Annotated in this window: 26 protein-coding genes and 1 pseudogene; 6 read left to right on the forward strand and 21 right to left on the reverse strand. The window is 67.7% G+C overall.

From position 1 onward, the window contains the following. Window positions 1-45: 45 nt before the first annotated feature. The 15 genes from panC to OL239_RS00685 all read right to left on the reverse strand — a co-directional run bounded on the left by panC (window position 46) and on the right by OL239_RS00685 (window position 13,811). Window positions 46-954: a pantoate--beta-alanine ligase gene (gene panC, locus OL239_RS00615; protein ID WP_442864182.1), complete on the reverse strand. Its 909-nt coding sequence runs from the start codon at window positions 952-954 to the stop codon at window positions 46-48. Continuing rightward, entirely contained in the window at window positions 951-1,874 is a 924-nt protein-coding gene (locus OL239_RS00620; protein WP_268910304.1) for a Rossmann-like and DUF2520 domain-containing protein, read from the reverse strand. Before OL239_RS00620 ends, panC begins: the two co-directional genes overlap by 4 nt. Continuing rightward, window positions 1,861-3,471 carry a PH domain-containing protein gene (locus OL239_RS00625; protein WP_268910305.1) on the reverse strand — a complete coding sequence of 537 codons (1,611 nt, stop codon included), beginning with the start codon at window positions 3,469-3,471 and terminating at the stop codon, window positions 1,861-1,863. The genes OL239_RS00620 and OL239_RS00625 overlap by 14 nt, the downstream gene beginning before the upstream one ends. Then, entirely contained in the window at window positions 3,468-3,980 is a 513-nt protein-coding gene (locus OL239_RS00630) for a PH domain-containing protein (protein WP_268910306.1), read from the reverse strand. Before OL239_RS00630 ends, OL239_RS00625 begins: the two co-directional genes overlap by 4 nt. After that, entirely contained in the window at window positions 3,973-4,485 is a 513-nt protein-coding gene (locus OL239_RS00635; RefSeq protein ID WP_268910307.1) for a DUF3180 domain-containing protein, read from the reverse strand. Before OL239_RS00635 ends, OL239_RS00630 begins: the two co-directional genes overlap by 8 nt. Window positions 4,486-4,493: 8 nt before the next feature. Beyond that, window positions 4,494-4,913 (reverse strand): 2-amino-4-hydroxy-6-hydroxymethyldihydropteridine diphosphokinase, encoded by a 420-nt coding sequence (gene folK / locus OL239_RS00640; RefSeq protein WP_442864183.1) that lies wholly within the window; start codon window positions 4,911-4,913, stop codon window positions 4,494-4,496. A 78-nt stretch (window positions 4,914-4,991) separates the two neighbouring features. Further along, window positions 4,992-5,378, reverse strand: a complete 387-nt coding sequence (folB, locus tag OL239_RS00645; protein WP_268910308.1) for a dihydroneopterin aldolase — start codon at window positions 5,376-5,378, stop codon at window positions 4,992-4,994. Window positions 5,379-5,381: 3 nt separating this feature from the next. Continuing rightward, window positions 5,382-6,287 carry a dihydropteroate synthase gene (gene folP / locus OL239_RS00650; protein WP_268910309.1) on the reverse strand — a complete coding sequence of 302 codons (906 nt, stop codon included), beginning with the start codon at window positions 6,285-6,287 and terminating at the stop codon, window positions 5,382-5,384. A 13-nt stretch (window positions 6,288-6,300) separates the two neighbouring features. Next, a complete protein-coding gene (gene folE / locus OL239_RS00655; protein WP_268910310.1) occupies window positions 6,301-6,918 on the reverse strand; it encodes a GTP cyclohydrolase I FolE in 618 nt (205 codons plus the stop codon). Window positions 6,919-7,024: 106 nt separating this feature from the next. Continuing rightward, window positions 7,025-9,139, reverse strand: a complete 2,115-nt coding sequence (gene ftsH, locus OL239_RS00660; RefSeq protein ID WP_268910311.1) for an ATP-dependent zinc metalloprotease FtsH — start codon at window positions 9,137-9,139, stop codon at window positions 7,025-7,027. A gap of 220 nt (window positions 9,140-9,359) precedes the next feature. Beyond that, window positions 9,360-9,911, reverse strand: a complete 552-nt coding sequence (gene hpt / locus OL239_RS00665; protein WP_268910312.1) for a hypoxanthine phosphoribosyltransferase — start codon at window positions 9,909-9,911, stop codon at window positions 9,360-9,362. 36 nt (window positions 9,912-9,947) lie between these two features. Continuing rightward, entirely contained in the window at window positions 9,948-10,991 is a 1,044-nt protein-coding gene (gene tilS / locus OL239_RS00670) for a tRNA lysidine(34) synthetase TilS (protein WP_268911628.1), read from the reverse strand. A gap of 111 nt (window positions 10,992-11,102) precedes the next feature. Continuing rightward, window positions 11,103-12,251, reverse strand: a complete 1,149-nt coding sequence (locus OL239_RS00675) for a zinc-dependent metalloprotease (protein WP_268910313.1) — start codon at window positions 12,249-12,251, stop codon at window positions 11,103-11,105. Window positions 12,252-12,312: 61 nt separating this feature from the next. Further along, window positions 12,313-12,882 carry a D-alanyl-D-alanine carboxypeptidase gene (locus tag OL239_RS00680; protein ID WP_268910314.1) on the reverse strand — a complete coding sequence of 190 codons (570 nt, stop codon included), beginning with the start codon at window positions 12,880-12,882 and terminating at the stop codon, window positions 12,313-12,315. After that, window positions 12,834-13,811, reverse strand: coding sequence for a D-alanyl-D-alanine carboxypeptidase (locus tag OL239_RS00685; RefSeq protein WP_268910315.1), 978 nt, complete (start codon window positions 13,809-13,811; stop codon window positions 12,834-12,836). The genes OL239_RS00680 and OL239_RS00685 overlap by 49 nt, the downstream gene beginning before the upstream one ends. Before the next feature lie 235 nt (window positions 13,812-14,046). Between OL239_RS00685 and OL239_RS00690 the strand changes: the two genes are divergently transcribed. Then, on the forward strand, window positions 14,047-14,592 hold the full coding sequence (locus OL239_RS00690; protein ID WP_268910316.1) for an inorganic diphosphatase: 546 nt from the start codon (window positions 14,047-14,049) through the stop codon (window positions 14,590-14,592). Between the two features lie 373 nt (window positions 14,593-14,965). Continuing rightward, on the forward strand, window positions 14,966-15,595 hold the full coding sequence (locus tag OL239_RS00695) for a hypothetical protein (RefSeq protein ID WP_268910317.1): 630 nt from the start codon (window positions 14,966-14,968) through the stop codon (window positions 15,593-15,595). A 22-nt stretch (window positions 15,596-15,617) separates the two neighbouring features. Here the strand turns inward: OL239_RS00695 and OL239_RS00700 are convergent, their stop codons facing one another. Beyond that, entirely contained in the window at window positions 15,618-16,469 is an 852-nt protein-coding gene (locus tag OL239_RS00700) for an HAD family hydrolase (RefSeq protein WP_268910318.1), read from the reverse strand. 140 nt (window positions 16,470-16,609) lie between these two features. Then, window positions 16,610-17,886, reverse strand: a pseudogene (gene serS, locus OL239_RS00705) (serine--tRNA ligase). A gap of 64 nt (window positions 17,887-17,950) precedes the next feature. Here serS and OL239_RS00710 point away from each other — a divergent pair. After that, window positions 17,951-18,457, forward strand: a complete 507-nt coding sequence (locus tag OL239_RS00710) for a diacylglycerol/lipid kinase family protein (protein WP_268910319.1) — start codon at window positions 17,951-17,953, stop codon at window positions 18,455-18,457. After that, the gene (locus OL239_RS00715) at window positions 18,445-19,080 is read left to right on the forward strand and encodes a diacylglycerol/lipid kinase family protein (RefSeq protein ID WP_268910320.1); all 636 of its coding nucleotides are present in this window, start codon (window positions 18,445-18,447) and stop codon (window positions 19,078-19,080) included. Before OL239_RS00710 ends, OL239_RS00715 begins: the two co-directional genes overlap by 13 nt. Here the strand turns inward: OL239_RS00715 and OL239_RS00720 are convergent. The 4 genes from OL239_RS00720 to OL239_RS00735 form a co-directional block, all read right to left on the reverse strand. Then, window positions 19,077-19,355, reverse strand: coding sequence for a hypothetical protein (locus tag OL239_RS00720; protein WP_268910321.1), 279 nt, complete (start codon window positions 19,353-19,355; stop codon window positions 19,077-19,079). The genes OL239_RS00715 and OL239_RS00720 overlap by 4 nt on opposite strands. A 127-nt stretch (window positions 19,356-19,482) precedes the next feature. Beyond that, complete coding sequence (locus tag OL239_RS00725; protein ID WP_268910322.1) at window positions 19,483-20,454, reverse strand: DNA topoisomerase IB; 972 nt, start codon at window positions 20,452-20,454, stop codon at window positions 19,483-19,485. A 101-nt stretch (window positions 20,455-20,555) separates the two neighbouring features. Further along, entirely contained in the window at window positions 20,556-21,521 is a 966-nt protein-coding gene (pheA, locus tag OL239_RS00730) for a prephenate dehydratase (protein ID WP_268910323.1), read from the reverse strand. Then, window positions 21,518-21,835 carry a rhodanese-like domain-containing protein gene (locus tag OL239_RS00735; protein ID WP_268910324.1) on the reverse strand — a complete coding sequence of 106 codons (318 nt, stop codon included), beginning with the start codon at window positions 21,833-21,835 and terminating at the stop codon, window positions 21,518-21,520. Before OL239_RS00735 ends, pheA begins: the two co-directional genes overlap by 4 nt. 174 nt (window positions 21,836-22,009) lie before the next feature. Between OL239_RS00735 and OL239_RS00740 the strand changes: the two genes are divergently transcribed. Both OL239_RS00740 and OL239_RS00745 read left to right on the forward strand, forming a co-directional pair. Then, window positions 22,010-23,446, forward strand: coding sequence for an amidase (locus OL239_RS00740; RefSeq protein WP_268910325.1), 1,437 nt, complete (start codon window positions 22,010-22,012; stop codon window positions 23,444-23,446). Window positions 23,447-23,599: 153 nt separating this feature from the next. Beyond that, on the forward strand, window positions 23,600-25,093 hold the full coding sequence (locus OL239_RS00745; RefSeq protein WP_442864270.1) for a peptide MFS transporter: 1,494 nt from the start codon (window positions 23,600-23,602) through the stop codon (window positions 25,091-25,093). Window positions 25,094-25,211: the final 118 nt, after the last annotated feature.

A 25,211-nucleotide genomic window follows, 5' to 3' on the forward strand; every position in this document is an offset into this window, starting at 1 on the left:
AGCCGGTATGCAGGGAGCGCGCAGGCCGCTGGGTTGGCGGCGTCTTCAGGCCGGCGGCATCAGCATCAGGTTGTCGATCAGCCGTACCGGCCCGACGCGCACTGCTGCGAGCGCCAGGGCCGGTTTCTCCAGCGGCCGGTCGACTGCCGGCAGGGGCAGCAGCGTGCGCGGATCCACAATGTCCAAATAGTCCAGTTCGGCCAGTGGTTCGCGTTCCACCAGTGCGACGGCGGCGGCAAGATCCGGCGCCGCCCCGGCGGAAGCCCGGTGCTGCAGGGCATACAGCGCCCGCGGAAGCACGGTTGCCGCCTGCCGGTGCGCAGGGTCCAGGAACACATTGCGGCTGGACTCCGCCAGTCCGTCGGCTCCGCGCACCACCGGGACCCCGACGATGTCCGCCGGAAAGTTCAGGTCCGCCGCCATCCGGCGGATCAGCGCCAGCTGCTGGGCGTCTTTCTGCCCGAAGTAGGCGCGGAAATGCGCCGGCACGGCAGGCTGGGCCCAGTGCAGCAGCTTGGCCACCACGGTCAGCACCCCGTCGAAGTGCCCGGGCCGGGAGGCACCCTCGTATCGGGTTCCCAGCTCGCCGGAACTAACCCGGACCAGGGGTGCTCCGTCCGGATAGACGTCGGCTTCCGCGGGCGCGAACACCAGATCCACCCCAGCGGCACCCAGCAGGTCCAGGTCCGCCGCCAGCGTCCGCGGATAGCGGCGCAGGTCCTCCGGATCGTTGAACTGCAGCGGGTTGACGAAAATCGAGGCGGCGACGACGTCGTTCTCCGCCCGGGCCGCGTCCGCCAGGGCGCGGTGCCCCTCGTGCAGCGCTCCCATGGTGGGGACCAGGCCAAGGGACGGCACGCCGGTCCCCCCGCCGGCCGTTCCGGCGGCGGCCAGTGCACCGGCCAGCGCGGACCGCAGTTCGTCCGCCGACCGCACCACCTGCGGCGTGCTCACAGCGGCCCTTCGGCATCCCGGGCCAGGACGTCGATGATGGCCTCGCCGGCGGCCTTGCTGAGCAGGCCGCGGTCGAGGGCACGCCGTGCCGTGGCCAGGGAAAGCGCGCGGTAGGTGTCGCGGAGGCCGGCACTGTCCTGGCCGGCCATTTCGCCCAGGTGCGCCGCCACCGTTCCGGCGTCTCCGCGCACCACCGGACCGGTCAGGGCATGCTCGCCGGAGGCCAGGGCGTTTTCCAGCGATGCACGCATCAGCGGCCCCAGCAGGCGGTCCGGGTTTTCCACGCCGATGTCCGTCAGCAGCTGCAGTGACTGGGCGGTGATGGTCACCAGGTGGTTGGAGGCATGGGCCAGCGCCAGGTGGTAATTGACGCGGTCGGCCTCATCAATGACGACGGGTTCGGCGCCCATTTCCACCACCAGCGCCTGGGCGATCGGGAGCACGGCTGTGGGGGCGGTGACGCCGAAGGAACAGTCGGTCAGCCGGGTGAGGTCAAGGCTCATCCCGGTAAAGGTCATGGCCGGGTGCAGCGCCAGCGGGATCGCCCCCGCCCGGCGGGCCGGTTCCAGGATGTCAGTGCCGAACCTGCCCGAGGTGTGGGCAACCAGCTGCCCCGCCTGCCATGCGTTGGTGGCGGCCAGCCCGGAGACCAGCGGCCCCAGGGCATCGTCCGGTACCGCCAGCAGGACGAGTTCTGAACGCTCGATCACGTCCGGAATATCCAGGACCGGCACGCCGGGCAGCAGGGTGGCAGCCCGCTCACGGCTCTCCTCGCTGACGGCGGAGACCCCGACGACGGCGTGTTCGGCCGCCCGCAGGGCGGCTCCCAGCACGGCACCGACCCGGCCGGCACCGATGACACCGACGCCGAGCCGGCCCCTCCGCCGTTTTTCGGCGGTGCTTGGTTCACTGCTGTTCATGGGGAAACTCCTTGGAGGCCGGATCAACGGCATTGGCGGGACCGGGCACTGCGGGAGCGGCTGATGAGGCGCCGGCCGGCCGGTTCCAGCGGGCCGTGCGGTCCCGCCGGCGCGCATCGCGGGCCCGGACTGCCTGCTCCAGGAACAACCGGTGCACAGTTTCAGTATCAATTTTCCGGACCCGAGGATGCACGGGCCCGGCGGTGGAGTGCAGAACCAGGTCGGCCGTGTCGAAGCGGCGTCGAAGCGGGCCCTGCTCCAGTGCCATCGACTGGGTGCGTGCATGGGGCACCACGGAGAGCACCCGCCACAGGGCGCCGCTGCGGACCAGCACCGCGGTGTCCGTGAGCGTAAAACCGTTGCGCCGCCAGGCCAGCGGTGCGATCCAGCGGGCACGGCGGGGAGTGGTGGTAAAACCGTGGTCGGCGCCGCGTCCGGTGATGCCCGCAGTGAAGACGTCCGCGGGCCGGTCCGTGCCCGGTTCGGGCAGCACGAGGGCAAGGATGGCGAAGACCTCCGGCAGTGTGCCGGCCGGAAGCAGTTTGGTCCGTGCCTGCCCCTCGGAGCTGGCCCCGTCACCGTACCCGGCCACGTTGACCGACACCCGGTACCAGCCGGTGAGCCGCCAAAGCGGCGACTGGCGGACAGCCACCGCCTGGATCCGGCCCGGCGGAACGGTTTGGGTCCGGGTATCCAGCAGTCCGTAGCGCACCCTGATACCGTCCCGGGAAACGGCGGCCCGGAAGTTGAACGACGTGGAGAACTCCGACCAGTAGCCGCCGACCGTACCAAAGAGAAGGGGCACCATGACGGCCAGGGTCACGGGTTCGCCGGTTACAGCGGTGATGACGACGGCGCAGGCAAGGCCGGCCAGCAGGAACAGCGTGGTCCCGGACAACAGAGTTGCGGCGACGACCCGCCCGGGACGGAGCTCCAGGATGGGCTGTTCCGGGGCTTCGGCCGCCCCCGGGCGCGGCCGGCCTCCGGCTGCACCGGCCGCGGCCGGTTTCGCGCCGTGGGTGCTCAGCATGTTGTCCCCCGCGTGCGGGTCACCGTCAGCGGGACCGGAGGCATCCGGGTCCGTGGCCGCTGCTCCGGATGCCCGGTTCAGGATCATGGTCCGCAGCTGCTGGGCGTCGTCAAGTTTCAGGAAGGCCAGCCGGACGGCCGATTCACCGGCGTCCGCCACTTCGAAGCGCAGTTCCGCCAGTCCAAAGAGCCGGGCCAGGAGGGGCTGAATGATGTCGATGGCCTGGACGCGGTCCAGCCGCGCCTGGCGCTGCTGGCGGAAAACGATGCCGGAATGCACGCGCACGTGCTCCTCCGTCACCTGATAGCGGGTGAACCGCCAGGACAGGAAGAACCCCACGGCGATGATCAGCAGGATGCCCGCGAGGACGGCGATGCCGATCAGCAGCACCGTGCCCTGGGGTGCCGATGCGCCGCTTTCGCTGCCGTCACCGCCGCGCAGCCCGACCAGGTCCTCCACGATATTTCGCCCGAAGACGAAGGCGATGGCGGCGAGGGCTATCCAGCCCCGCACCAGGGGGGACACCGGATGGACGCGTGCCCACTCCCCGTTGTGTGGAACGCTCACAGCCCGGCCAGCTGCGTTTCGCCACGCTCGGAAAGGTGCTCGCGCAGGCGGGCGCCTTCTGCCGCGGGCAGCCCGGGCAGCACCGCGTTGGTTCCGGGGGCCGCCGTGTGCAGCTTCAGGGAACACAGGCCGAAGGCACGCTCGAGCGGGCCGACGGTGACGTCCACGTACTGCATCCGGCCGTAGGGCACCACCAGCGTGCGCTGATAGAAAATGCCGCTGCGGAGCAGGAAATCCTCGTTCCGTTCGGCGTAGCCGACCGCGCGGACCTGGCGCGGCAGCAGCACTGCCCGCCATACGAACGCCGCTGCGGCCAGGGCGGGGAGTCCCCAGGCGAGCCAGTCCGGAGCCGACGGCCACACCCCGGCAGCCCGGAGGGCCAGCGGAATGCAGGCAAGGGCCACCGTCACCACGGCCTCCACGGCCCAGCCGATGAGGCGGACGGTCAGGTACCGGGGCGAAATGTGCTCCCAGTTCAAGTCCGCCGGATCGATTGCTGCACTAGACATATTCCCCGTCTCCCGGTTCGCGTTGGATATCCGGTCCGGTGGGAGGCCCGCCGTCACCGTTCAGGTCGTCGGGCGGCAGGCGGCAGAACCGCTCCACCAGCAGGCCGACGGCAATCGCGAGAATTCCCCCGGCGGTCATGGCCAGCGCAGCCCAGGTGGCACTGTGCCCCGGCCGAAGCGACCAGAGCGGAACCTGGTCCAGGAAAATGCCGGCATGCCAACCCAGCAGCAGCGAACCGGCATAGGCGGTGGCCTGCGCCAGGACCAGGGTGCGGGCCGCGGCGATCGGGTCCAGCTCGCGGTCCCGGTTGCCCTGCTGCCAGCGCCTCACCCGCAGGCCGAGCACCAGCGTGGCACCGGAAATGAGCAGGACAGTCAGCAGCCCGACCACGCTGAGGACCGGGGCGGGCAGGGAGTTGCGGGTGGCCCAGTTGTTCACCAGCCAGCCAACGACGCCGGACGCAATTGCGATGGCGGCCAGCCAGCGGTACCGGATGTTCCCCACGGTAAGGATCAGTCTCCCTCGAAGATTTCCAGGCCGGGCAGGTCTTCGGCCCGGGCCGCGAGTTCGGCGACGGGGGTTCCCGACAGCTCGGCGTTCGGATCCATCCATGCCCACGGCTGCAGCACGAAGGCACGGCTGCCGGCGCGCGGATGCGGGAGGGTGAGGGTCTCGTCGTCGAGCACCAGGTTTCCGTAGGTGATGATGTCTACGTCCAGGGTCCGCGGGCCCCACCGCACCCCGCGTTTGCGGTGGTGGGCATTTTCAACGCTCTGGCAGTGCGCCAGCAGGTCATGCGGCGGAAGGTCGGTCTCCACGGAGACGACCAGGTTCAGGTAGTCAGGCTGCTCGGGACCGCCCACGGGACGGGTCCGCACCACGGGCGATACCGCCTGCAGCCGGACGCCGGGATGGTCGGCCAGCTCCGCCACTGCCAGGGAAAAGAGTGTCCCGGCTTTCGCCGAGATTGCTGCCCAGGGCCAGGACCGCGGTCACCGCGGCGGTGCCGGTCACGGCCGGCCCCGGTGAATGGAGACCGCTACGTCGCCGAAGGGAACGGTGATGGGTGCCTGCGGCTTGTGCACAGTTACGTCGACGGCGCCGACCCCGGCAAAACCGTCCAGGACCGCGGCGGCAATGCGTTCGGCCAGTGCCTCAATCAGGTTCAGCGGCTCGCCCGCAATGATGGCCGCAACCTGCTCGGCGAGCTCACCGTAGTGCGCCGTCTGCGTCAGGTCGTCGCTCAGGCCGGCCGGCTGCAGGTCGGTGTGCAGCACCAGGTCGACCACAAAGGGCTGGCCGTTGCGCCGTTCGTCCTCGAACACGCCGTGGAAACCGCGGGCAGTGATTCCCGTCAGCGTGATGGTGTCGCGGGTGGCCGTGCTGGAAGCGCCCATGACCTAGTCCTTCCAAGCAGCGGCGGTCTTGACGGCATCGACGCTGGGGCCGACGTTGTGCACCCGGACGCACCAGACGTTGGAGAAGGCGGCCAGCGCCGTGACGGCCGCCGTGGCGCCGTCGCGCTCCAGCGGCGCCGCTGCTTTGCCGGAGCTGGCCAGCAGGGACCCGAGGAAACGCTTCCGGGACGCCCCGACGAGCACCCGGTGGCCCAGCCCGTTCAGCCGGTCGATGTTTCGCAGCAGGTCCCAGTTGGAGCTGCCGTCCTTGGAGAAGCCCAGTCCGGGATCAAGGATGATCTGGTCCGCGCCGGCACCGGCCGCATAGAAGAGTTCGCGGATCTTCGTCAGCTCCGTGATGACGTCGTCGACCACGGAGTCGTATTCCGCGTGCGGGTCGCTGCTTCGGACGGCGCCGCGGCTGTGCATCAGGACATACGGGACGCCGGTGCGTGCGATCAGAGCGGGCATCGCGGGATCCACGTCCAGTCCGGAGACATCATTGATCAGGGCGGCCCCGGCGGCGATGGCCTTTTCGGCCGTGGAGGCGTTCATGGTGTCCACGCTGACCAGCACGCCGGCCTTGACCAGCGCTTCCACCACGGGCAGGATGCGCTGCTGCTCTTCCTCGGCGGTAACCCGGACGGAATCGGGGCGGGTGGACTCGCCGCCCACGTCGATAATGTCGGCGCCGTCGTAATGCATTTTCAGTCCGGCCTGGATGGCCTGGTCGGCCTGCCCAAACTGCCCGCCGTCGCTGAAGGAGTCCGGCGTGACATTCAGGATGCCCATGACCAGGGTGCGGCCGGCCGGAAGGTCAGCGAACCGGCGGGGTGCGCGCACGGGGCGGATCAGCGGCAGGGGTGAGGTGGCTGGTCCGGTTCCGGGGGCGGCGGCGAGTGAATCCATGGGTGGTGGCGTCCTATCGTCCGAGTATGAGGCTCATTGCTTCTGCACGTGTTGCGGTTTCCCGCAGCTGGCCGCGTACGGCCGAGGTGACGGTCTTCGCTCCGGGCTTGCGCACGCCGCGCATCGACATGCACAGGTGTTCGCATTCAATGACAACTATGGCACCGCGGGGGTCCAGGTTGTCCATCAGCGCATCGACGATCTGGGTCGTCAGCCGTTCCTGGACCTGCGGACGCCGGGCGTACACGTCCACCAGCCGGGCCAGCTTGCTCAGGCCCGTGACTTTGCCGTCCCTGGAGGGAATGTAACCGATGTGGGCGGTGCCGTGGAAGGGCACCAGATGGTGCTCGCAGGTGGAAAAGAACGGGATGTCCTTCACCAGCACCATCTCCTCGTGTTCGAGGGCGAAGGTGGTTGCCAGCAGGTCCACCGGGCTCTGGTGCAGGCCGGCAAAGATCTCCGCATAGGATTTCGCGACCCGCATGGGGGTGTCCTGCAGGCCTTCCCGGTCGGGGTCTTCCCCAATGGCGAGGAGAATTTCACGGACCGCTCTTGCAATCCGCTGCTGGTCCACCGGGGTCGAGGAAGCGGACATATCATCCGCAGTCAGTTCATCGTCGAAATCCGTCACTGGTCGATCCTACCGTGGCTGCTGGGTCCGGTGACCCGCCGGCAAAAGCAAAGCGGCCCGGCACAAGTGCCGGGCCGCCCGTTTCCACGGTTGTTCCGCCGTCGTCCTAGCGGTCGCTGCGGGAGTCGTCGGTGCCGCCGGTCCGGCCGGCGGTGCCGCCCTGTCCGGCATGTCCGGGGCCGGTGCCCTCGGGGTGCGGCAGCCCGTTGCTGGAGACGTCGAAGTCCTGGGGCAGGTCGGCGTCGGCGATCTGGTCCTGCGGCGACACGGTGGCCGGATCCGGCTGGCCGTTGGCCGCAGCCTCGCGCCGTTCCCGGGGCGAGGTCACCGGAGGCAGGCTGTGGACCTGGCGGGTGGGCTTGGAGAGCCAGACTTCACGGACGTCGCGCTTGCGCACGTCGGAGAAGACCTCGGCGATTTCGGCCTGATTCAGGGTTTCCCGTTCCAGCAGTTCCAGGGCCAGCCGGTCCAGGACGTCGCGGTTCTCAGTGAGGATCTGGTAGGCCTCGTCGTGGGCGTTGTCCAGCAGGCGCCGGACCTCCTCGTCCACTACGTACGCCACCTGGTCGGAGTAGTTCCGCTCCTGGCTCATGTCGCGGCCCAGGAACGGCTCGCCGCCGCCGGAACCGAGCTTTACGGAGCCGATCCGCTCGCTCATGCCGTACTGGGTGACCATCTTCCGGGCTGTGGAGGTGGCCTTTTCGATGTCATTGGATGCGCCGGTGGAGGGGTCGTGGAACACGATTTCCTCGGCGACGCGGCCGCCCATGGCGTAGGCGAGCTGGTCCAGCAGCTCGTTGCGGGTAACGGAGTACTTGTCGTCCTGCGGCAGCACCATCGTGTAGCCCAGGGCGCGGCCGCGGGGCAGGATGGTCACCTTGGTGACGGGGTCGGTGTTGCGCAGGGCCGCAGCCACCAGGGCGTGGCCGCCCTCGTGGTAGGCGGTGATCTTGCGCTCCAGTTCCTTCATTACCCGGCTGCGCTTCTGCGGACCGGCAATCACGCGGTCGATGGCTTCGTCCAGTGCGCGGTCGTCAATGAGCTGGGCGTTGGAGCGGGCGGTCAGCAGGGCTGCCTCGTTCAGGACGTTGGCCAGGTCGGCGCCGGTGAAGCCGGGGGTCTTGCGGGCCACGGTTTCCAGGTCAACGCCTTCGGCCATCGGCTTGCCCTTGGCGTGGACCTGCAGGATGTGCAGGCGGCCCTGCATGTCCGGAGCCTCCACACCGATCTGGCGGTCAAAGCGGCCCGGGCGCAGCAGCGCCGGGTCCAGCACGTCGGGGCGGTTGGTGGCGGCAATCAGAATAACGTTGGTGTTGCCGTCGAATCCGTCCATTTCCACCAGGAGCTGGTTCAGGGTCTGCTCGCGTTCGTCGTTGCCGCCGCCGACGCCGGCACCGCGGTGGCGGCCGACGGCGTCGATTTCGTCAACGAAGATGATGGCCGGAGCGTTGGTCTTGGCCTGCTCGAAGAGGTCGCGGACGCGGGAGGCACCCACACCGACGAACATCTCGACGAAGTCGGACCCGGAAATGGAGTAGAACGGCACTCCGGCCTCGCCGGCCACTGCGCGGGCAAGCAGGGTCTTACCGGTGCCGGGAGGGCCGTAGAGCAGCACGCCTTTGGGGATCTTTGCGCCCACAGCCTGGAACTTGGCCGGATCCTGCAGGAATTCCTTGATCTCGTGCAGTTCCTCGACGGCTTCGTCCGCGCCTGCGACGTCGGCGAAGGTTACCTGCGGCATGTCCTTATTGGTCAGCTTGGCCTTGGACTTGCCGAACTTCATGACCTGGGAGCCGCCGCCCTGCATGCGGGAGAGCAGGAACCAGAAGATGACGCCGAGAATGATGAACGGCAGGAACAGGCCGAGGAAACTGGTGAACCAGTTGCTCTGCACCGGCTGGTCGGTGAAGCCTTCGGCGCCGGAGTCGTTTACCGCTGCGACAATGTCCTCGCCGCGGGCCGTGCCGAAGTAAAACTGGACGTTTTCGCTCTCCTGGCCGCTGCCGTCCGTGTACGGCTCCCTCAGCGTGAGGTCGACGCGCTGTTCGCCGTCGTAAATTTTGGCCTGCTCAACCTCTTGGTTCCTGAGCATCTCCAGCCCCACGCTGGTGTCCACCTTGGTTGCCCCGCTCTGGGAAAGGCTGGGAAGAATGAGCACCAGAAGGGCCAATGCCAGGACAATCCAAATGCCCGGCCCCTTGAAGAAGTTCTTAGATTTCATTCGTCGTCAGGGCGTACGCCCCGTCCCTCCTGATCAACAACGCTGATAATGCGCGGAAATATACTTCAACTAGCTATACACCGTTACCTGAAAGAACACGTCCCGAATACCCCGAAAGTTCCCTCTGGGCGTAGCACGCCGCCGTGATGTTGATCGCGGACGCAGAACCGGACGGCAGCCTGCGGGCCGCCGTCCGGTTCTGCCTGCGCTGATACGGGATCTACTCGTACACGTGCGGTGCCAGGGTTCCGATGAAGTCGAGGTTGCGGTAGCGCTCGGCAAAGTCCAGGCCGTAGCCCACCACAAACTCATTGGGGATCTCGTAACCGACGTACTTCACGTCGATTTCCACCTTCGCGGCGGTGGGCTTGCGCAGCAGCGTGCAGATTTCGACGCTGGCCGGGCCGCGGGACTGCAGGTTCGTGCGCAGCCAGGACAGGGTCAGGCCGGAGTCGATGATGTCTTCGACGATCAGCACATGCTTGCCCAGGAGGTCCGTTTCCAGGTCCTTGAGGATGCGTACGACGCCGGAGGACTGGGTGCCGGAGCCGTAGGAGGACACAGCCATCCAGTCCATGGTCACGTGGCTGTGCAGGGCACGGGAAAGATCGGCCATGATCATCACGGCACCCTTGAGCACGCCGACCAGCAGGATGTCCCGCCCGGCGTAGTCGCGGTCAATCTCGGCTGCGAGTTCGGTGACCCGCGTTTGAATCTGTTCCTTGGTATAGAGAACGTGCTTGAGGTCTGACTGGACGTCGTGTGAATCCACGAATGGCTCCCGGGTGCGAGATGTTGCAGCTGGATTTTAGGTGCTGCTCTTTTTCCTAAAGACAAGATTGCCATAGCCGGAGGTGCCTTGGGGAACCGCATTTGTACGCGCCTGGCGGTACACGCTCACTTTGCCGACGAGTTCCACGGGGCCGGCGGATCCGGTGCGGCGCAGAAGCGCCTCGACCGACCGGAGCCTTTCGTAGCTGGGCTGGGCGGCTCCGAGTTCGACGGCGGCTAGAGCCAGGACACGCTGGCGCACGGCGGGAGCCAGCTTCCGCAGCTGCGCTTCAGGCAACAGGACGGTTCCGGAGTCCGCCGCCTGCGAACCGGCTGCTTCTTCGGGAACGACCCGCAGCCGGGCGTAGGTTTCTGCACTCACGGCGTCGAGGTAGTCGGCGTCGCCCGCCAGGATACGTGAGGAACGGAACAGTGCCTCAGCGATTCCCGGGCCCAGTTTCTCCTCCAGGAACGGGAGGACCTCTGCCCGCACCCGGGACCGGGCAAAGGCCGGATCCGCGTTGGTGGGATCAAACCACGGGTCCAAGTTTTCGCTTTGGCAGATTTCCTCGGTCTCGCTGCGCCGCAGTCCGAGCAGCGGGCGCAGGTATTTCCCGCGCACGGCCCGCATGCCGGCCAGGGACCGGGTTCCGGAACCGCGGGCGAGGCCCAGCAGCACCTGCTCGGCCTGATCATCGAGGGTATGTCCGAGCAGCACGGCGTCGGCACCGGTCTCCGCCACGGCGGCGTCGAGGGCTTCGTAGCGGACCGTCCGGGCAGCTGCCTCGGGGCCCATGCCGGTGGCCGGCACTGCCACGGTGCGGACCTGGACCGGGTCCAGTCCCATGCCGCGGAGCTTGTGCGCGGCGGCTTCGGCGAGGTCCGCTGATCCGGGCTGCAGGGCGTGGTCCACCACGACGGCGCCCACCCGGTAGTCGCCGCGGCGGCCGAAGAAGGACGCGGCTTCGGCGAGTGCCAGGGAGTCCGGACCGCCGCTGCAGGCCACCAGCAGCAGCGGCGGCGGCGCGGCAGCCGTGCCGCGCGGCGCCAGCCCGGCGTCGTCGAGCGCTTCCTTGATCATGTTGCGGGCCTTGCCCAGGGTCGGGTTCAGGCGCTTGCGCGGACGGCCGGAGCCGGTGCCGCCCGCAGGGGCATTTTCGGAAATATCAGGGTCTTGCAGGTGCACGTGCGGTTACAGTCCCATCCGGGTCATCCACAGGGACGGATTATGGATTTCAGCTTCGCTGGGCAGGTTGGCGGGGCCTTCCCAGACCCGGTTGAACCCGTCCATGCCGGCGCGGTCCACCACGGCGCGGACAAACTTTGAGCCGTCCTTGTACTGGCGCATTTTGGCATCCAGTCCCATGATTTGCCGGAAGAAACGGTCCAGCCACCCGTGGCTCCTGCCGCGGGCGTTGAAGCGCTGCCGGATGGTCTTCACACTGGGAACCACCCGGGCGTCAACGGCGTCCATCACCACAGTGGCGTGTCCCTCCAGCAGGGACATCACCGCGGTGAGGTGGGACATCCGCTCCTTGTCCTCGGGGTCCTGCAGCAGGGACATGATGTCCGTGGGGCGCTGGGGAACACCGTCACCGCCGGTGCCGCGGCCGCCGCCGGCCAGGGCGTCACGGGCGGGCGAAGCGAGGGTCTTCGCGGCCTGTCCCAGGCGCTCGGAGAGAGTCTGGGCCTTATCCATCAGGCCGTTCGTGAGCATGCCGATCTGCTCCAGCATGTGATCGCGCAGCCACGGCGCCGCAGCAAACTGGACCCGGTGCGTCTGCTCATGCAGGCATACCCACAACCTGAAATCAGCCGGAACCACGTTGAGTTCGCGTTCCAGGGCGATGATGTTCGGAGCGACCAGGAGGAGCCGGCCGCCGGACGGGCCGCCGGGCGTCTTGGCGGAGAAGGGGTCGTACTGGCCGAGGACCTTCGAAGACAGGAAAGCCAGCACCGCACCGAGCTGGGCACCGGTAACCGTACTGCTGAAGGCCGTGTTCGCGCCGGACAGCTGGTCCGGCCGGGTGCGGGCCAAGTGGTCCAGCGCCGGGTTCATCAGTGCGGCGAAGCTGCGGGAATTGGCCTTGGCCCAGGAGGCGCGGTCCACTACCAGCACCTCGGAATCGCGCAGGTCGCGGGCGGCTTCCAGCCCGGTGATGCGGTGCACATGGGTCACTGCTTCATCTGCCAGGGCACGAAGTTCCGTCACGGCTTCACGAATCTCGCGGGCCGGCATCTTGGGACCGGCGGACACAAGGGTGGCTGCCGTGCCGGCGGCCAGGTCCCAATTCACCAGATCGGGGGTGGCTGGGGCGGGGTGGCGCTGATAGCTCTCCATCCGTCCATCAGACCACACGCCGCCCCGAATCGGAGCCGGGTTCGCTGAACGCCAAACAGCGTCAGCGGCAGCCGCAGGCGGCAAGCACCGTGGCCGCCGAGTCCACGGCGGCCCGGGCCTGGGCGGTGTTCGCTTCCAGCCCGTTTGCCACAAAGGCAAAGGACAGCAGCCGCCCGTCGGCATCCGTCACGAACCCGGTGAGCGAGGTAACCGCGAACAGGGTTCCAGTTTTTCCCCGAACCACGCCGGCCGGTGACACGTCCGGTTCGCCGGCGGACGTGTCCCCCGGTTCACCGGCGGACGTGTCCCCCGGTTCACCGGCGGAAAATCGGGTGGCTAGGGTTCCGCTCAGGCCGGCCACCGGCAGGGAATAGGGCAGCGTCCGCACATCGTTGTCCGTGGACGTCAGCGCCGCCTGCATGGTACGGGCGAGCTGCAGGGCGGAGATCCGGGTACCGGCGCCCAGGCCGGAGGCATCGGCCAGCACCAGTCCGGAAGTGTCCACGCCGAGCCGGGAAACCGCGGCCTTCACGGCCTGTGTTCCACCGTCGAAGGTCGCTTCCCTGCCCGTGGCCAGGGCACTCATCCGGGCCAGTGCCTCAGCCAGGTAGTTATCGGAGGTGAGCAGCATATGCCGCACCTGTTCGGAAACGGGCGCCGATTCCACGGCGGCCAGCTGCTCAGCCCCTCCGCTGCCGTGCCGCGTTCGATGACCGTATCGACCGTGAACCCGTTATCCACGGACGCTGTTTCGAGCGCGGCGGCGAAGGCTTCGGCGGCGGTGAGGGCGGCGTCGTCGGCCCGCAGGCCGGACGAGGCGCCCTCGGCGGCCCAGGCTGAATTGATGGCCAGCGGAAAGAGCGGTGCCATTTCCCCGGCCTCCACGTCCTCGCTGCTCCACGCCGGGGACAGCGTGTCACCGGTGAACAGCGTGTCATCGAGGCGGATGCGCACGGTTCCGCCGGTCCCGCGCTTTTCCAGGGCCGCTGCCGTCTTTTCGGCGAGGGTCTGCAGCCCGGCCCGGCCCGTAATCTGCTCCCCGTCCGACTCCCCGTCCGACTCCCCGGCAGCCAGGAGGACGTCCCCTCCGCCCTTCAGCACGATGGTGCTGGGGGCGTTTCCGGCATAGACAGCCGTTTCAAACCGGGTATCAGCCCCGAGGTCCGAGAGGGCGGCCGCGGCCGTGAGGATCTTAAGGCTGGAGGCCGGTGTCACGGCGGTGCCGCCGTCGAGATCGTAGAGGACCTCGCCCGTCAGGGCATCGAGGACGGTCCCGTGGAACGTGCCGCTTCCGGAGACCGCCAGCTCGGCGTCCAGCAGGTCCTTCAGCGTGTCCGTGTCCGGGGCGGTGTCCGGGGCGGACTGGCCTGCGCCGGCCGGCACCGGAAAGTCTCCGCCGCTGAACGCCAGCCGTCCCGGGCCCTGCTGGTACGGGGGCACCACGACCTGGCGCTGGGGCTGCTCGCCGCGCAGCGCGGTGAGCAGCGGAGGTCCGGCGTAAAACGCCAGCGGAACAACCAGCACGGCCAGGACCAGGGTCAGCAGAAGGCCGGTAAGCACCCGAGCCATCGCTTCACCGCTGCTTTCCGTAGCTGCATCCGCTGCGCGAGACAGTGAATGGGGACCAAGACATATATCTTTAAGACTAGACCGGCGCCGCAGCCCGCGCTGACGCGGACAGTTGGGCGGCTGCCGGTGTGTTGATCAGCCTACGTTCACGGCAGTGTTTTCGTTGACGCCGCGTTCGCCAACCCGTTCTGCGGAGCCCGCCGGGCCCCGCGCAAGAGGAGTATCCATGAAGCTCGACGTCACCATCGAGATCCCCAAGGGATCCCGGGTCAAGTACGAAATTGACCACGAAACGCACCGCCTGCGCCTGGACCGCATCCTGTTTACGTCCATGGCGTACCCCACGCACTACGGCTACTTCGAAAACACCCTGGGCGAGGACGGCGATCCCCTGGACGCCCTGGTCATGCTCCAGGACTTCGACCTGATGCCCGGCGTGCTCGTGGAATCCCGCCCGATCGGCGTGTTCAACATGGTGGACGACGGCGGCGGAGACGCCAAGGTTCTCTGCGTCCCGGTGGACCCGCGCTTTGACCACATCCAGGACATCTCCGACGTCTCCGATTTCCTGCTGGACGAGATCAAGCACTTCTTCACGAAGTACAAGGACCTGGAGCCGGGCAAGTGGGTTGAAGCCGCAGACTGGGCCGGCCGCGAGGCCGCAGAGGCCGAGGTCGAGGCGTCGCTGAAGCGTTTTGAAGCCCTTGGCGAGCGGAGTGAAGAGGACGAGCCCCAGGGCCGCGACGTCGACGCCGCACCCGACAACAACTAGCACTCCCCTGCCGGGCCGCCGTGCGGTGCACGGGCCGGCAATAAACCGCACGACGGCGGCTGCTCCCTCCCGGGACGGCCGCCGTCGTCGTTTGTGCAGTTGTCGCCGCTTTCCCGCGGGCGCCCCTCTGCTGTCGGAACGATGCGGCTTAGGCCCGCCCCCTCCCCTGCCCATCCAGTGTCGGAATGATGCGGCTTTTCCCAGTCGAGTGTCGGAGTAATGCCGCTTTGGCCGAAGAACTCCGACATCTGCGCGTCACTCGACGGGTGGGTCCGACACCTGCGCGTCACTCGACGGCAGGCGCGGATAGCGGTACGGGGCGCGCCGCAACCGGATCCGGTTGTTTTTGAAGCAGCTCTGGCATGCTGAGGCCATGCATTATGTGCTGACCATCAACCAGCGGGACTCCCGCGAGTACGGCGACCTCGTCCCCGGGCTGATCCGCTCGCTGCGGCATCTGCCGGCCGCGGTCCCGTTTCAGCGATCGGTCGGCGACGAGGCGCAGGGCGTGCTGGCCGACGCCCCGGCAGCTGTCGAAGCGGCGCTGACGGCCATCCGGCAGCGGCGCTGGAACGTGGGAATCGGCGTCGGCGAACTGCGCCCGCCACTGCGGCAGACCGTGCTGGACAATGACGGGTACGGGCTGGTCTACGCCCGCCGGGCGGTGGACCGTGCCCGAAAGACGGGAGAACGTATTCCGTTGGCCGTCGAAGGCCCGGATCAGGAAATTGCAGCCGAGGCCGAAGCCGTCCTGCGGCTGCTGGGCCAAATTGTGGCCAGCCGGACCGACGCCGAGTGGAAGGTCCTGGACCTCATGACGCCAGGCGCGCGGGGCCAGCAGAAATACGTGGCGGAGATCCTGGGCATCACCACCCAGGCCGTCAGCAAGGCTGTGGTGCGTTCGCACTGGCAGGAGGAGTGGGCAACCCGTCCCGCGGCAGCCCGGCTGCTGTCGCTTTGTTACGGACCGGCCGCTCTGCCACCGGCCGCGCTGACCTACTAAGGCAAACAGGAGAGCGCCGGAGTTAGGCCTGCGGGTTGCACAGCCCGCGAAGAATAACCGCCGCCCCATCCTCGTAGACGGTGCCGGTGACCTCCGTGGCTGCTTCCAGGACCTCCCGCGGAGCCTGGCCCATCGCCACTCCGCGGCCCGCCCAGCCCAGCATCTCGATGTCGTTGCGGCCGTCACCCATGGCCAGAGTGTGCCTGGGGTCAATGTCCAGGGTGCTGCGGACCTTTTCCAGGGCACTGGCCTTGGTGACGCCCTCGGCGGCGATATCCAGCCAGGCGGTCCAGCCCACGGAATAAGTCACACCGTGCAGCCCGATGGCCCGCACTGCCTCGCCGAACTCCTCCGCCGTGGAATCGGTGCTAAACACCACCACGCGGACGGCCTCGGCGCTGCGCAGCCGTTCGAAGTCAACGGGCTGGGCCTCAACCCCGAAGCTGGCGTCCTGGAACCGTTCGGTGGAGAGGAAGTCGCCGGAGGAATCTTCGAGGGCGAATTTGGCCGTGGGCAGGCTCACCCGCAGGGCATCCAGTGCCACCGAGGGATCAAAGACCACCCGGTCCAGCACCCGGTATCCGTCCGGCAGGGAGGTGTCGATTTCCAGGGTGACGCCGCCGTTGGAGCAAACGCAGTAGCCCTTGGTGATGCCGATGCGTTCCAGGATGGGAAGGGCGGCTCCGTAGGAGCGTCCGGTGGCGATAACCAGGTGGTGTCCTGCGGCGATGGCCGCCTGCGCAGCTTCGCGGACACCGGCGGACATGTGTCCGTCGTGGTCCACGAGGGTGCCGTCAACATCCAGGGCTACCAGGTGGGGCTGTGATTGGGGTTCCTGCCGGTCTTCGATGCCGGCGCTTGTCAAAGTAGTCATCGCCTCATTTAAACAGATGGCTGCGGATCCTGAAAGGACGCGGCTCACATAGGTGCTCAGGTGAGGTGCGGAAAAGCGGTTCCTGTTCCGGCACGCCGGAACAGGAACCGCCGCTCGGCTGGATAGGAACGGCGGCCCTTCTACAGGACGGGCAGAACCTCAAGTCCCCCGAGGTAGGGGCGCAGGGCGGCCGGGACCGTGACGGAGCCGTCCGGGTTCTGGTGGTGTTCCAGGATGGCCACGAGCCAGCGGGTGGTGGCCAGTGTTCCGTTCAGGGTTGCCACGGCGCGCGTTCCTTGCCCTCGCCGTCCTGGCGTTCACGGATGTTCAGGCGGCGGGCCTGGAACGTGGTGCAGTTGGACGTGGACGTCAGCTCCCGGTAGGCGTTCTGGGTGGGAACCCAGGCCTCACAGTCAAACTTCCGGGCCGCGGACATGCCCAGATCACCGGCTGCGGTGTCGATGACGCGGTAGGGCAGCTCCACCTTGGCCAGCATTTCCTCTTCCCAGGCCAGAAGGCGCTGGTGCTCGGCGGCGGCGTCCTCCGGCTTGGTGTAGATGAACATTTCCACCTTGTTGAACTGGTGGACGCGGATGATGCCGCGGGTGTCCTTCCCGTGCGAGCCGGCCTCGCGGCGGTAGCAGGAAGACCAGCCCGCGTACCGGACCGGGCCGCCGTTCAGGTCCAGGATCTCATCGGCGTGGTAGCCGGCCAGCGGCACCTCGGAGGTGCCGACCAGGTACAGGTCGTCGTCGGCCAGGCGGTAGATTTCGGCGTCGTGGGCCACATCGAAGCCCGTGCCCTGCATGGTCTCGGGGCGGACCAGCGTGGGAGTGATCATCGGAACGAAACCGGCCTTCACGGCCTGGTCCATGGCCATGTTCAGCAGCGCCAGCTCCAGCCGGGCACCAACTCCGCGCAGGAAGTAGAAACGGGAGCCGGATACCTTCGCACCGCGCTCCATGTCGATGGCGCCCAGCAGCTCGCCGATCTCCAAGTGGTCCCGGGGAGTGAACCCCTCGGCTTCGAAGTCGCGCGGCTTGCCAACCGTCTTGATAACCTCGAAATCGTCTTCGCCGCCGGCGGGAACGCCGTCGGACACCAGGTTCGGAATCCGGCGCAGCAGCGCATCCGACTCGGCCTGGGCGGCGTCGGCTTCGGCGCCGGCTGCTTTCACGGCGCCGGCCAGTTCCTTGACCTCGGCCAGCAGGGCCTGCTTTTCATCCCCCTTGGCCTTGGCAACGCGTTTGCCGAAGGCATTCTGCTCGGCCCTCAGGTTCTCGAAGCGGGTGCGGGAATCGCGGCGGGCAGCGTCGGCAGCAATGATCGCGTCCACCAGGGACTCGTCCGCCTGGCGGGCGCGCTGGGAGGCTCGGAATTTTTCGGGGTTTTCGCGGAGCTCATTAACATCGATCACGCTTCAAGGGTACCCAAAACCGCGGCGGGCCCGGGCACAGACCCGGGTTAGGCTGGGAACCACTATGTCCGCTTCCCAGATCTTCCTCATTTCACTGCTCGCTGCCGCCGCGGCCGCGGCCGCGGTGTGGGTGACGGTACGGCGGCGGCGGCGGCAGGCCGCGCGGCGGACCGTAGTCAAGACCCTCGCTCCCGGCCACCAAAGAGTTGCCGTGGTCATCAATCCCATTAAGGTCCAGGCACCGGCAGCCCGGACACTGCTGGCCGAAGCATGCGAGCTCGCCGGGTGGGATCCGCCCCTGATGATGGAAACGACGCCGGAGAGCCCGGGTTACGAACAGGCGCGGCGGGCCGTGCAGGCAGGGGCCGACGTCGTTATTGCCGCCGGCGGGGACGGCACCGTCCGCCAAGTGGCCCGTGCCCTGGCCAATACTCCGGCCGCCATGGGGCTGCTGCCGCTGGGAACCGGAAACCTGCTGGCGCGGAATCTTGGCCTGCCCGTGGTGGACCTTGCGGCGGCCGTCAGCACCGCGCTGCACGGGAGGAACGGCGCATTGACATGGGCACCATGACGCAGGAAAACTCCGTCACCGGAGAAACCGGCAGCAGCGCTTTCCTGGTGATGGGGGGCATCGGACTCGATGCCGAAGTGCTGGCCGCCACCCGGGACGACTTGAAGAAACGCGTCGGATGGATGGCCTACAGCGAGGCGGGGGTGCGGCTCATGCCCGGGCGCCGGACCAAGATGACCATCTCCCTGGACGGTGAGCCCCCGCGGGTCCGCAAAGCGCGCAGCATCCTGTTCGCCAACATTGGGCGGCTACCCGCCGGGATCGACTTCATTCCCGAAGCCAGGATGGACGACGGACTCCTGGACGTGGTCGTCATGAGTCCGCGGAGCCTGGCGGGCTGGCTTTGGGTGGCGGGCAAGGTGGTCACGAAATATCCGAAGGACATCCCGGTCATCGACCACCGCCGCGCCCGGACCGTGGAGATCACGGTGGCGCAGCCCACCCGCACCCAGCTGGACGGCGATGTCACCGGAGCGGCCACTACCGTGCGGGTCGAGGTGGACCCGCTGGCGCTGCTGATCCGGGCGCCGGCTCCGGTGCCGCAGCGGCCCCGGCCGTTCGCCGGCAGGAACCAGTCGGTTCCCGGCGAGCGGAACGGGGCCGTGCCGGGCACCCGCGCCTAGGAGTCCTGCGTTCCTTCGGCGTCCGTGTAGCCGCCTTCTTCCTTGGCCGGCGTGCCGCCGGTGCTGCCTGCGCCCTCGGCGTCGGTGTATTCGCCCTCATCGTCGCGGTTGACCGACGCAGGCGACGCCTGCTCCCGGATCAGCTGCTCTTCTTCGGCGAAACGGATGTCGTTGCCCTGGTCGCCGGCGTCACCGCGCCAGTTGTCGTCACCGGTGGACTGTCCGCTGGGCTTGGGGTCGGTCAGCTGTTCTTCCTCATTGGGGTACTCAGACATGTGCTTACCTTCCTGAACGTTGAGACAGGACCGGCTGTGGTCCTGCGCCGCGGGTGCGGCCGGGCCGCACTCTTAATATCAGCATACTTATGAACCGTGAAACAGGGAAAGTCAGCGGCGGTCCGGGCTAGGAAGTGAGCATCAGCCGGACCGCGGTTTCAGACGCCGAGAACCCCGCCACCTCGATCACATCACCGTCGAAGAACCGGTCCACCACCCGGGGATCGATATACGATTTCCGGGCCACGGCGGGAGTGTTTCCCAAGTGGTCGGCAACCTTCCGGACCGTGGTCACCACCGCCTTTTGCTTGTCCTTCTTGGTGGACGCCAGGCGGAAGGCCCGGGCCAGGTGCATGGCTGCCACCACCGTTGCCTGCCAGGTGCGGAAATCCTTGGCGGTGAAGTCACCGCCGGTCACCTCCTTCAGGAACGCGTTCAGCGACGAGCCTGCAACGCTGTGCCACCGGCCGTCGCTGCCCCGGTAGGCAAGGGCAGTGTCCGGATCCGGCCGGGCCAGCATTGGCTCCAGCGCCGCCACCAGGTCAGGGTCCTCAATGAGGGTGTGCCACTCCTGTCCGCTCTTGCCGGGAAAATCGAACCGCACCTCGCTGCCCTGCACCTGAACATGCTCCACGCGCAGGGTGGTGGTCCCGTAGGACCCGTTGACCTCGGCGTACCGCTCTCCGCCGATCCGCAGGGCCCCGGCGTCGACAATCCGCAGCGCAGCGGCGTAGGCGCGCTGCGGTCCGCTGCCCTCCGTGCGCAGGTGCTTGGTAATCAGCCGGCGGGCGGCCGGAAGCGTCTGGGCGAAGGCCAGCGACCGGTCAAACTTCTCCCGGTCTTTCATTTCCCGCCAGTGCGGGTGATAGATGTACTGCCGGCGGCCGGCCCCATCGGTTCCGGTGGCCTGGATGTGGCCGTTCGGATAGGGACTGATCCATACCTCAGTCCACGCCGGAGGAATGGCCAGGGAACGGATCCGCTCCAGGGTGTCCCGGTCGGTCAGGACGTCGCCGCGCAGTCCCCGGTAGCTGAAACCGCGGCCCCACCGCCGCCGCGAATATCCCGGATGCTCACAGTTGCTCCGCCGCAGCCGCATGGTGTTCTCGTTTCACGTCGGTCTTTTTCCGGGCCACCCGGAACGGGTCTTTCCGTTCCGGGTGCGGGCCTGGTTTTTACCGGAAAGCCCCTGCGGCGAGGTTAGCCCCCAAGGAGCCCCTGAAGCCAGAGGTCCGCGGAACGGAAGGCTTCGTCGCTGGTGTGTTTGGGGATCTCCGGCTCGCGGCCGTCCGCCCGGGGATAGGAACCGAGGAACGTCAGGTTCGGACTGATCCGGTGCAGGCCCTTCAGGGCATCGGCCATGCGGGCATCCCGGATGTGGCCGTCGGCATCGATGCTGAAAAAGTAGTCCCCCAGGAATAATCCGGTGGGCCGGGACTCGATGCGGCTGAGGTTGACCCCGTGCGTCGAGAACTGGTCCAGGATTTCCATCAGAGCGCCGGGATGATCCTCCGGCAGCGGCACCACCAAAGTGGTCTTGTCCGCGCCGGTGGGTTCCGGCAAAACGCCCGGCCGGCTAAGCAGCACGAAGCGGGTTACGGCATCGGAGACGTCTCCGATATCCGCCCGGAGCACCTCCAACCCAAGCCGCTCGGCAACCAGCGGCGAACAGATGGCGGCGTCGTATCCCGGATCCGGGGACTGCAGGCCGGTGGCAGCGGCAGCAGTAGACGATGCGGGAAGGTATTCCGCCTGGGGAATATTCTTTTCCGCCCAGTCCCGGCATTGGGCCCAGGCATGGGAATGCGTGGACACGGCGGCAATGGCGGCCAGCTCCACGCCTGGCCGTACGGCCAGGACGAAGGTGATCGGCACCAGGATTTCGCGCTGGATGCGCAGCGGCTCGCCGGCGGAAATCGCGTCAAGGGTGGCGCTGACGCCGCCCTCGACGGAGTTCTCGATGGGCACCACCGCGGCGGCGGCGCGGCCGGTCCGGACCATTTCCAGAGCAGCGGTCACACTGGTGGCGGGAATCCGCGCAGCCGCCCCGGCACCGGGAACCTGCAGCAGGGCGGCCTCGGTGAAGGTGCCCTCCGGTCCCAAAAAGGTGTAAACCGTACCTCCGTTACCCGGCCCGCCGTCTGCGGCATCGAGCGGAGCACTCATACGACCGTGGGATCCTGCCCGTTGTCGGAGACCATGGGCTTGCCTGCTTCCAGCCATGCGCCCATTCCGCCGTTGACGTTGACGGCGGAGTAGCCGTGCGATTCCAGCCAGGCGGTGGCGCGGGCACTGCGGCCGCCGGTACGGCAGATCACGGCGAGGTCCTGGTCCGGATCCAGGTCATCGAGACGTTCAGGCAGCGCATCGAGCGGAATGTGGATGGCCCCGTCAATGTGGCCGGCTTCCCACTCGTAGTCTTCGCGCACATCCAGAATCCTGGCGTCAGCACTGATGTCGTCTACGGGTACGTTTTCCATTTTCCGGTTCCTGTCCTTACAAATGCGGCCCCGATACTGCGGGCCTGAGCGGGTGAAACCCCGGGCTGATCCGCGGCTCCGGCGGCATGCCGGAACGCCGGCCCGGGCGTCAACTTCTTCCCAGCCTATAGTGGGAGCCCTGCCCGGAAAATAATTCCCCCTCCCGGAGGTCACATGTCCGCTTCACCGCTGCCCGGTCCCGTTCCGCCTCCCGCCGAACCCACGGCCCTGCAGTGGCGGAACCGCCTGGCTTCGGGCGAGGTCAGCGCACGAGAGGTGACCGGGTATTTTTTGCGCCGGGTTGAGGAACTGAACCCGGCCCTGGGCGCTTTCCTGCTGACAACCCCGGAGGCCGCCCTGCGGGAAGCGGCGGCAGCGGACAGTTCCTTTGCCCGCGGTGAACCGCTGGGACTTCTTCACGGCATGCCCCTGGCCCACAAGGACCTGACCGACGTTGCCGGGGTGCCCACCACCCTGGGCACTGCCGCACTGCCGCCCTACACTCCGGCCGAGGACGGGCCGCTCGCGGCGGTCCTGCGCCGGGCCGGGGCCATCAGCCTGGGCAAGACGCAGGTTCCGGAGTTTGGGCTGAGCAGCTACAGCGAGAACTTCGTGGGCGCTCCGGCACGCAATCCCCTCGATCCGGCCCGCAGCCCCGGCGGATCCAGCGGCGGCAGTGCCGCTGCGGTGGCGGCAGGCATGCTTCCCTTCGCACCCGGAACGGACGGCGGCGGTTCGATCCGCATTCCCGCCGCAGCCACCGGGCTCACCGGACTCAAGCCCAACCGCGGCCGGGTTCCGGCGGGTGCGGGCCAAAATGACCTGGGACAGTTTGTGGTGGCCGGACCGCTGGCGCGGACCGCCGCCGACGCCGCCCTGCTGCTGGATGCCATGGTGGCCGGCCCCAACCACCACGCAACCTCGGCCGCACCGGCTGACGGGAGTTTCCTGGCAGCCGCGCAGCGTGCGGCCGGCACCTTCCGGATTGGAGTCAGCACCCTCTCCCCGTTTTCCCCGCGCCTGGAGATCACGCTGGATCCGGAGGCGGTGGATGCGCTCGACGCCGGCATCCGCAGCCTCACCGCCGCCGGGCACGACGTCGTCGAAGCACAGCTCAGCTACGACGCGCGCTATCCCGAGGCGTTCCAGACCGTATGGACCGCCTCGCTGGCGAATCTGGAACTGCCGGAGGGCGCCGAAACCCGGCTGACCCCGCTGACGGCGGCGGTCCGCGGCCGGGCGTTGCAGCGCTCGGGCGCCGAGCTGGCCGCGGCGCTGGACATCCTGCGCCGGTTCGAAGAGGACACCATCCGGGCCTACAGCGCCTATGACATGATTCTTACTCCCGCGCTGGGCATGACTCCGCGGCCCATCGGCTGGTACTGGAACAGCGGATCCGAAGCAGCAGGCCCGGACGCGCAGGGCCTGGAGGACTATGAGCGGCAGTGCCGCTACTCCCCCTACACGTCAATGGTGAATGTGTGCGGACTGCCGGCCATCACCGTTCCGACCCTGCGGACACCGGACGGATTCTCCATGGGCATCCAGCTCATCGGACGCCCCGGGGCCGAGGCCCAGCTGCTGGCTGTGGCGGCCCAGCTGGAAAACTAAACCGTGCATCATATCCCGTCCCATCCCGGACCCCCGCCCGCCTGCCGTAACAGTGTGCCGCGGAACCAATTTACCGGTGATGTTTCTCACCCGCCGGGAGCCGGCAAAAGCCGCAGGGCGGAGTTTTAAGCCCCGGAGCCGCTGGTGGCACTCATGCTCCGGTGCGAATATGTTTGGGTGAGTTCTAATCCCAGCACCTCAGCCGCTCCGCCGGCCCGCAAGTCCTTTTTCGGCCATCCCCGCATGTTGGCGAACCTCTTCAGCGTCGAGCTGTGGGAACGGTTCTCCTTCTACGGCATGCAGGGCATCCTGCTGTACTACATGTACTACTCGGCCACGGAAGGCGGGCTGGGCATTGACCTGGCCGTCGCAACCGGTCTTGTCGGTGCGTACGGAGGTGGCGTTTACCTGTCCACCATCCTCGGTGCCTGGATCGCGGACCGCCTGCTGGGTTCCGAACGGGTACTGTTCTACTCCGCTGTCATTGTCATGCTCGGCCACATCGCCCTGGCCGTACTGCCGGGCGCCGCAGGCCTGGCCGCCGGCCTGATCCTGATTGCCCTCGGCTCGGGCGGCGTAAAAGCCAATGCCACGTCGCTCGTCGGAACGCTGTACGAAGAAAAGGACGAGCGGCGCGACGCCGGCTTCTCCATCTTCTATATGGGGATCAACATCGGCGCCCTGGTCGGCCCGCTCCTGACCGGCCTGGCCTGGAGCGAGTACGGCTTCCACTACGGCTTCGGCCTGGCAGCCGCCGGCATGGCCATTGGGCTCGTCCAGTACGGCATGACGCGCAAGTACCTGCCGGAATCCGCCCACCAGGTCAGCAACCCGCTGCCCCGTGCGCAGTTCAACAAGGTTGCCCTGGGGACGGCTGCCGCCCTTGCCGTGATCATCCTGGCCGTGGTCTTTGGGCTGCTGACCGCCCAGAACCTGGCACCCATCATGGCTGTCCTGGCGATCCTGGCCTCCATCGGCTACTTCGTGGTGATCCTCACCAGCAAGAAGGTCAGCACGCTCGAACGCCGCCGTGTGTACTCCTTCATGCCGCTGTTCGTTGCCAGCGCGGCGTTCTGGGCCCTGTTCCAGCAGCAGTTCACGGTGGTCGCCATCTACGCCGACACGTCCCTGGACCGCGACCTGTTCGGCTGGGAAATGCCGCCGAGCTTCGTGCAGTCCATCAACCCGATCTTCATCATCATTTTCGCCGCAGTTTTCGCCGGCGTGTGGACCAAGCTGGGCGACAAGCAGCCGTCCTCGCCGCTGAAGTTCGCCATGGGCCTGGCCGTCATGGGCCTGGCGTTCCTGGCCTTCATTCCGTTCTCCGGCGGCGGCGCCAACAGCACCCCGCTGCTGGCCCTGGCCGGCATCCTGCTGCTCTTCACCTTTGCCGAGCTGTTCCTGTCCCCGATCGGCCTGTCCGTGGCAACCAAACTGGCGCCGGCGATCTTCCGGACCCAGATGGTGGCCCTGTTCTTCCTGTCCGTTTCCCTGGGCACCACCCTGGCCGGCTGGCTGGCACAGTTCTACAGCACGGACACTGAAGTCAGCTACTTCATGTTCAGCGGCATTACAGCGATCGTCCTGGGCGTTGCCCTGGCCGCTGCCACTCCCGCCATCAAGAAGCTGATGGGCGGCGTGCGCTAACCGGTTCACACCCCGGGCCCCGGGCCTGCACAGCGACGACGACGGCGGCCCCCGCCGTCGTCGTCGCTGTTCTGCTGGATCCGGCCCCGTCCGCGGTGGTACACCTGAAACAGCAAGG

Origin of the sequence: Arthrobacter sp. ATA002, assembly GCF_026898095.1 — a bacterium.
GTDB lineage: Bacteria > Actinomycetota > Actinomycetes > Actinomycetales > Micrococcaceae > Arthrobacter_B.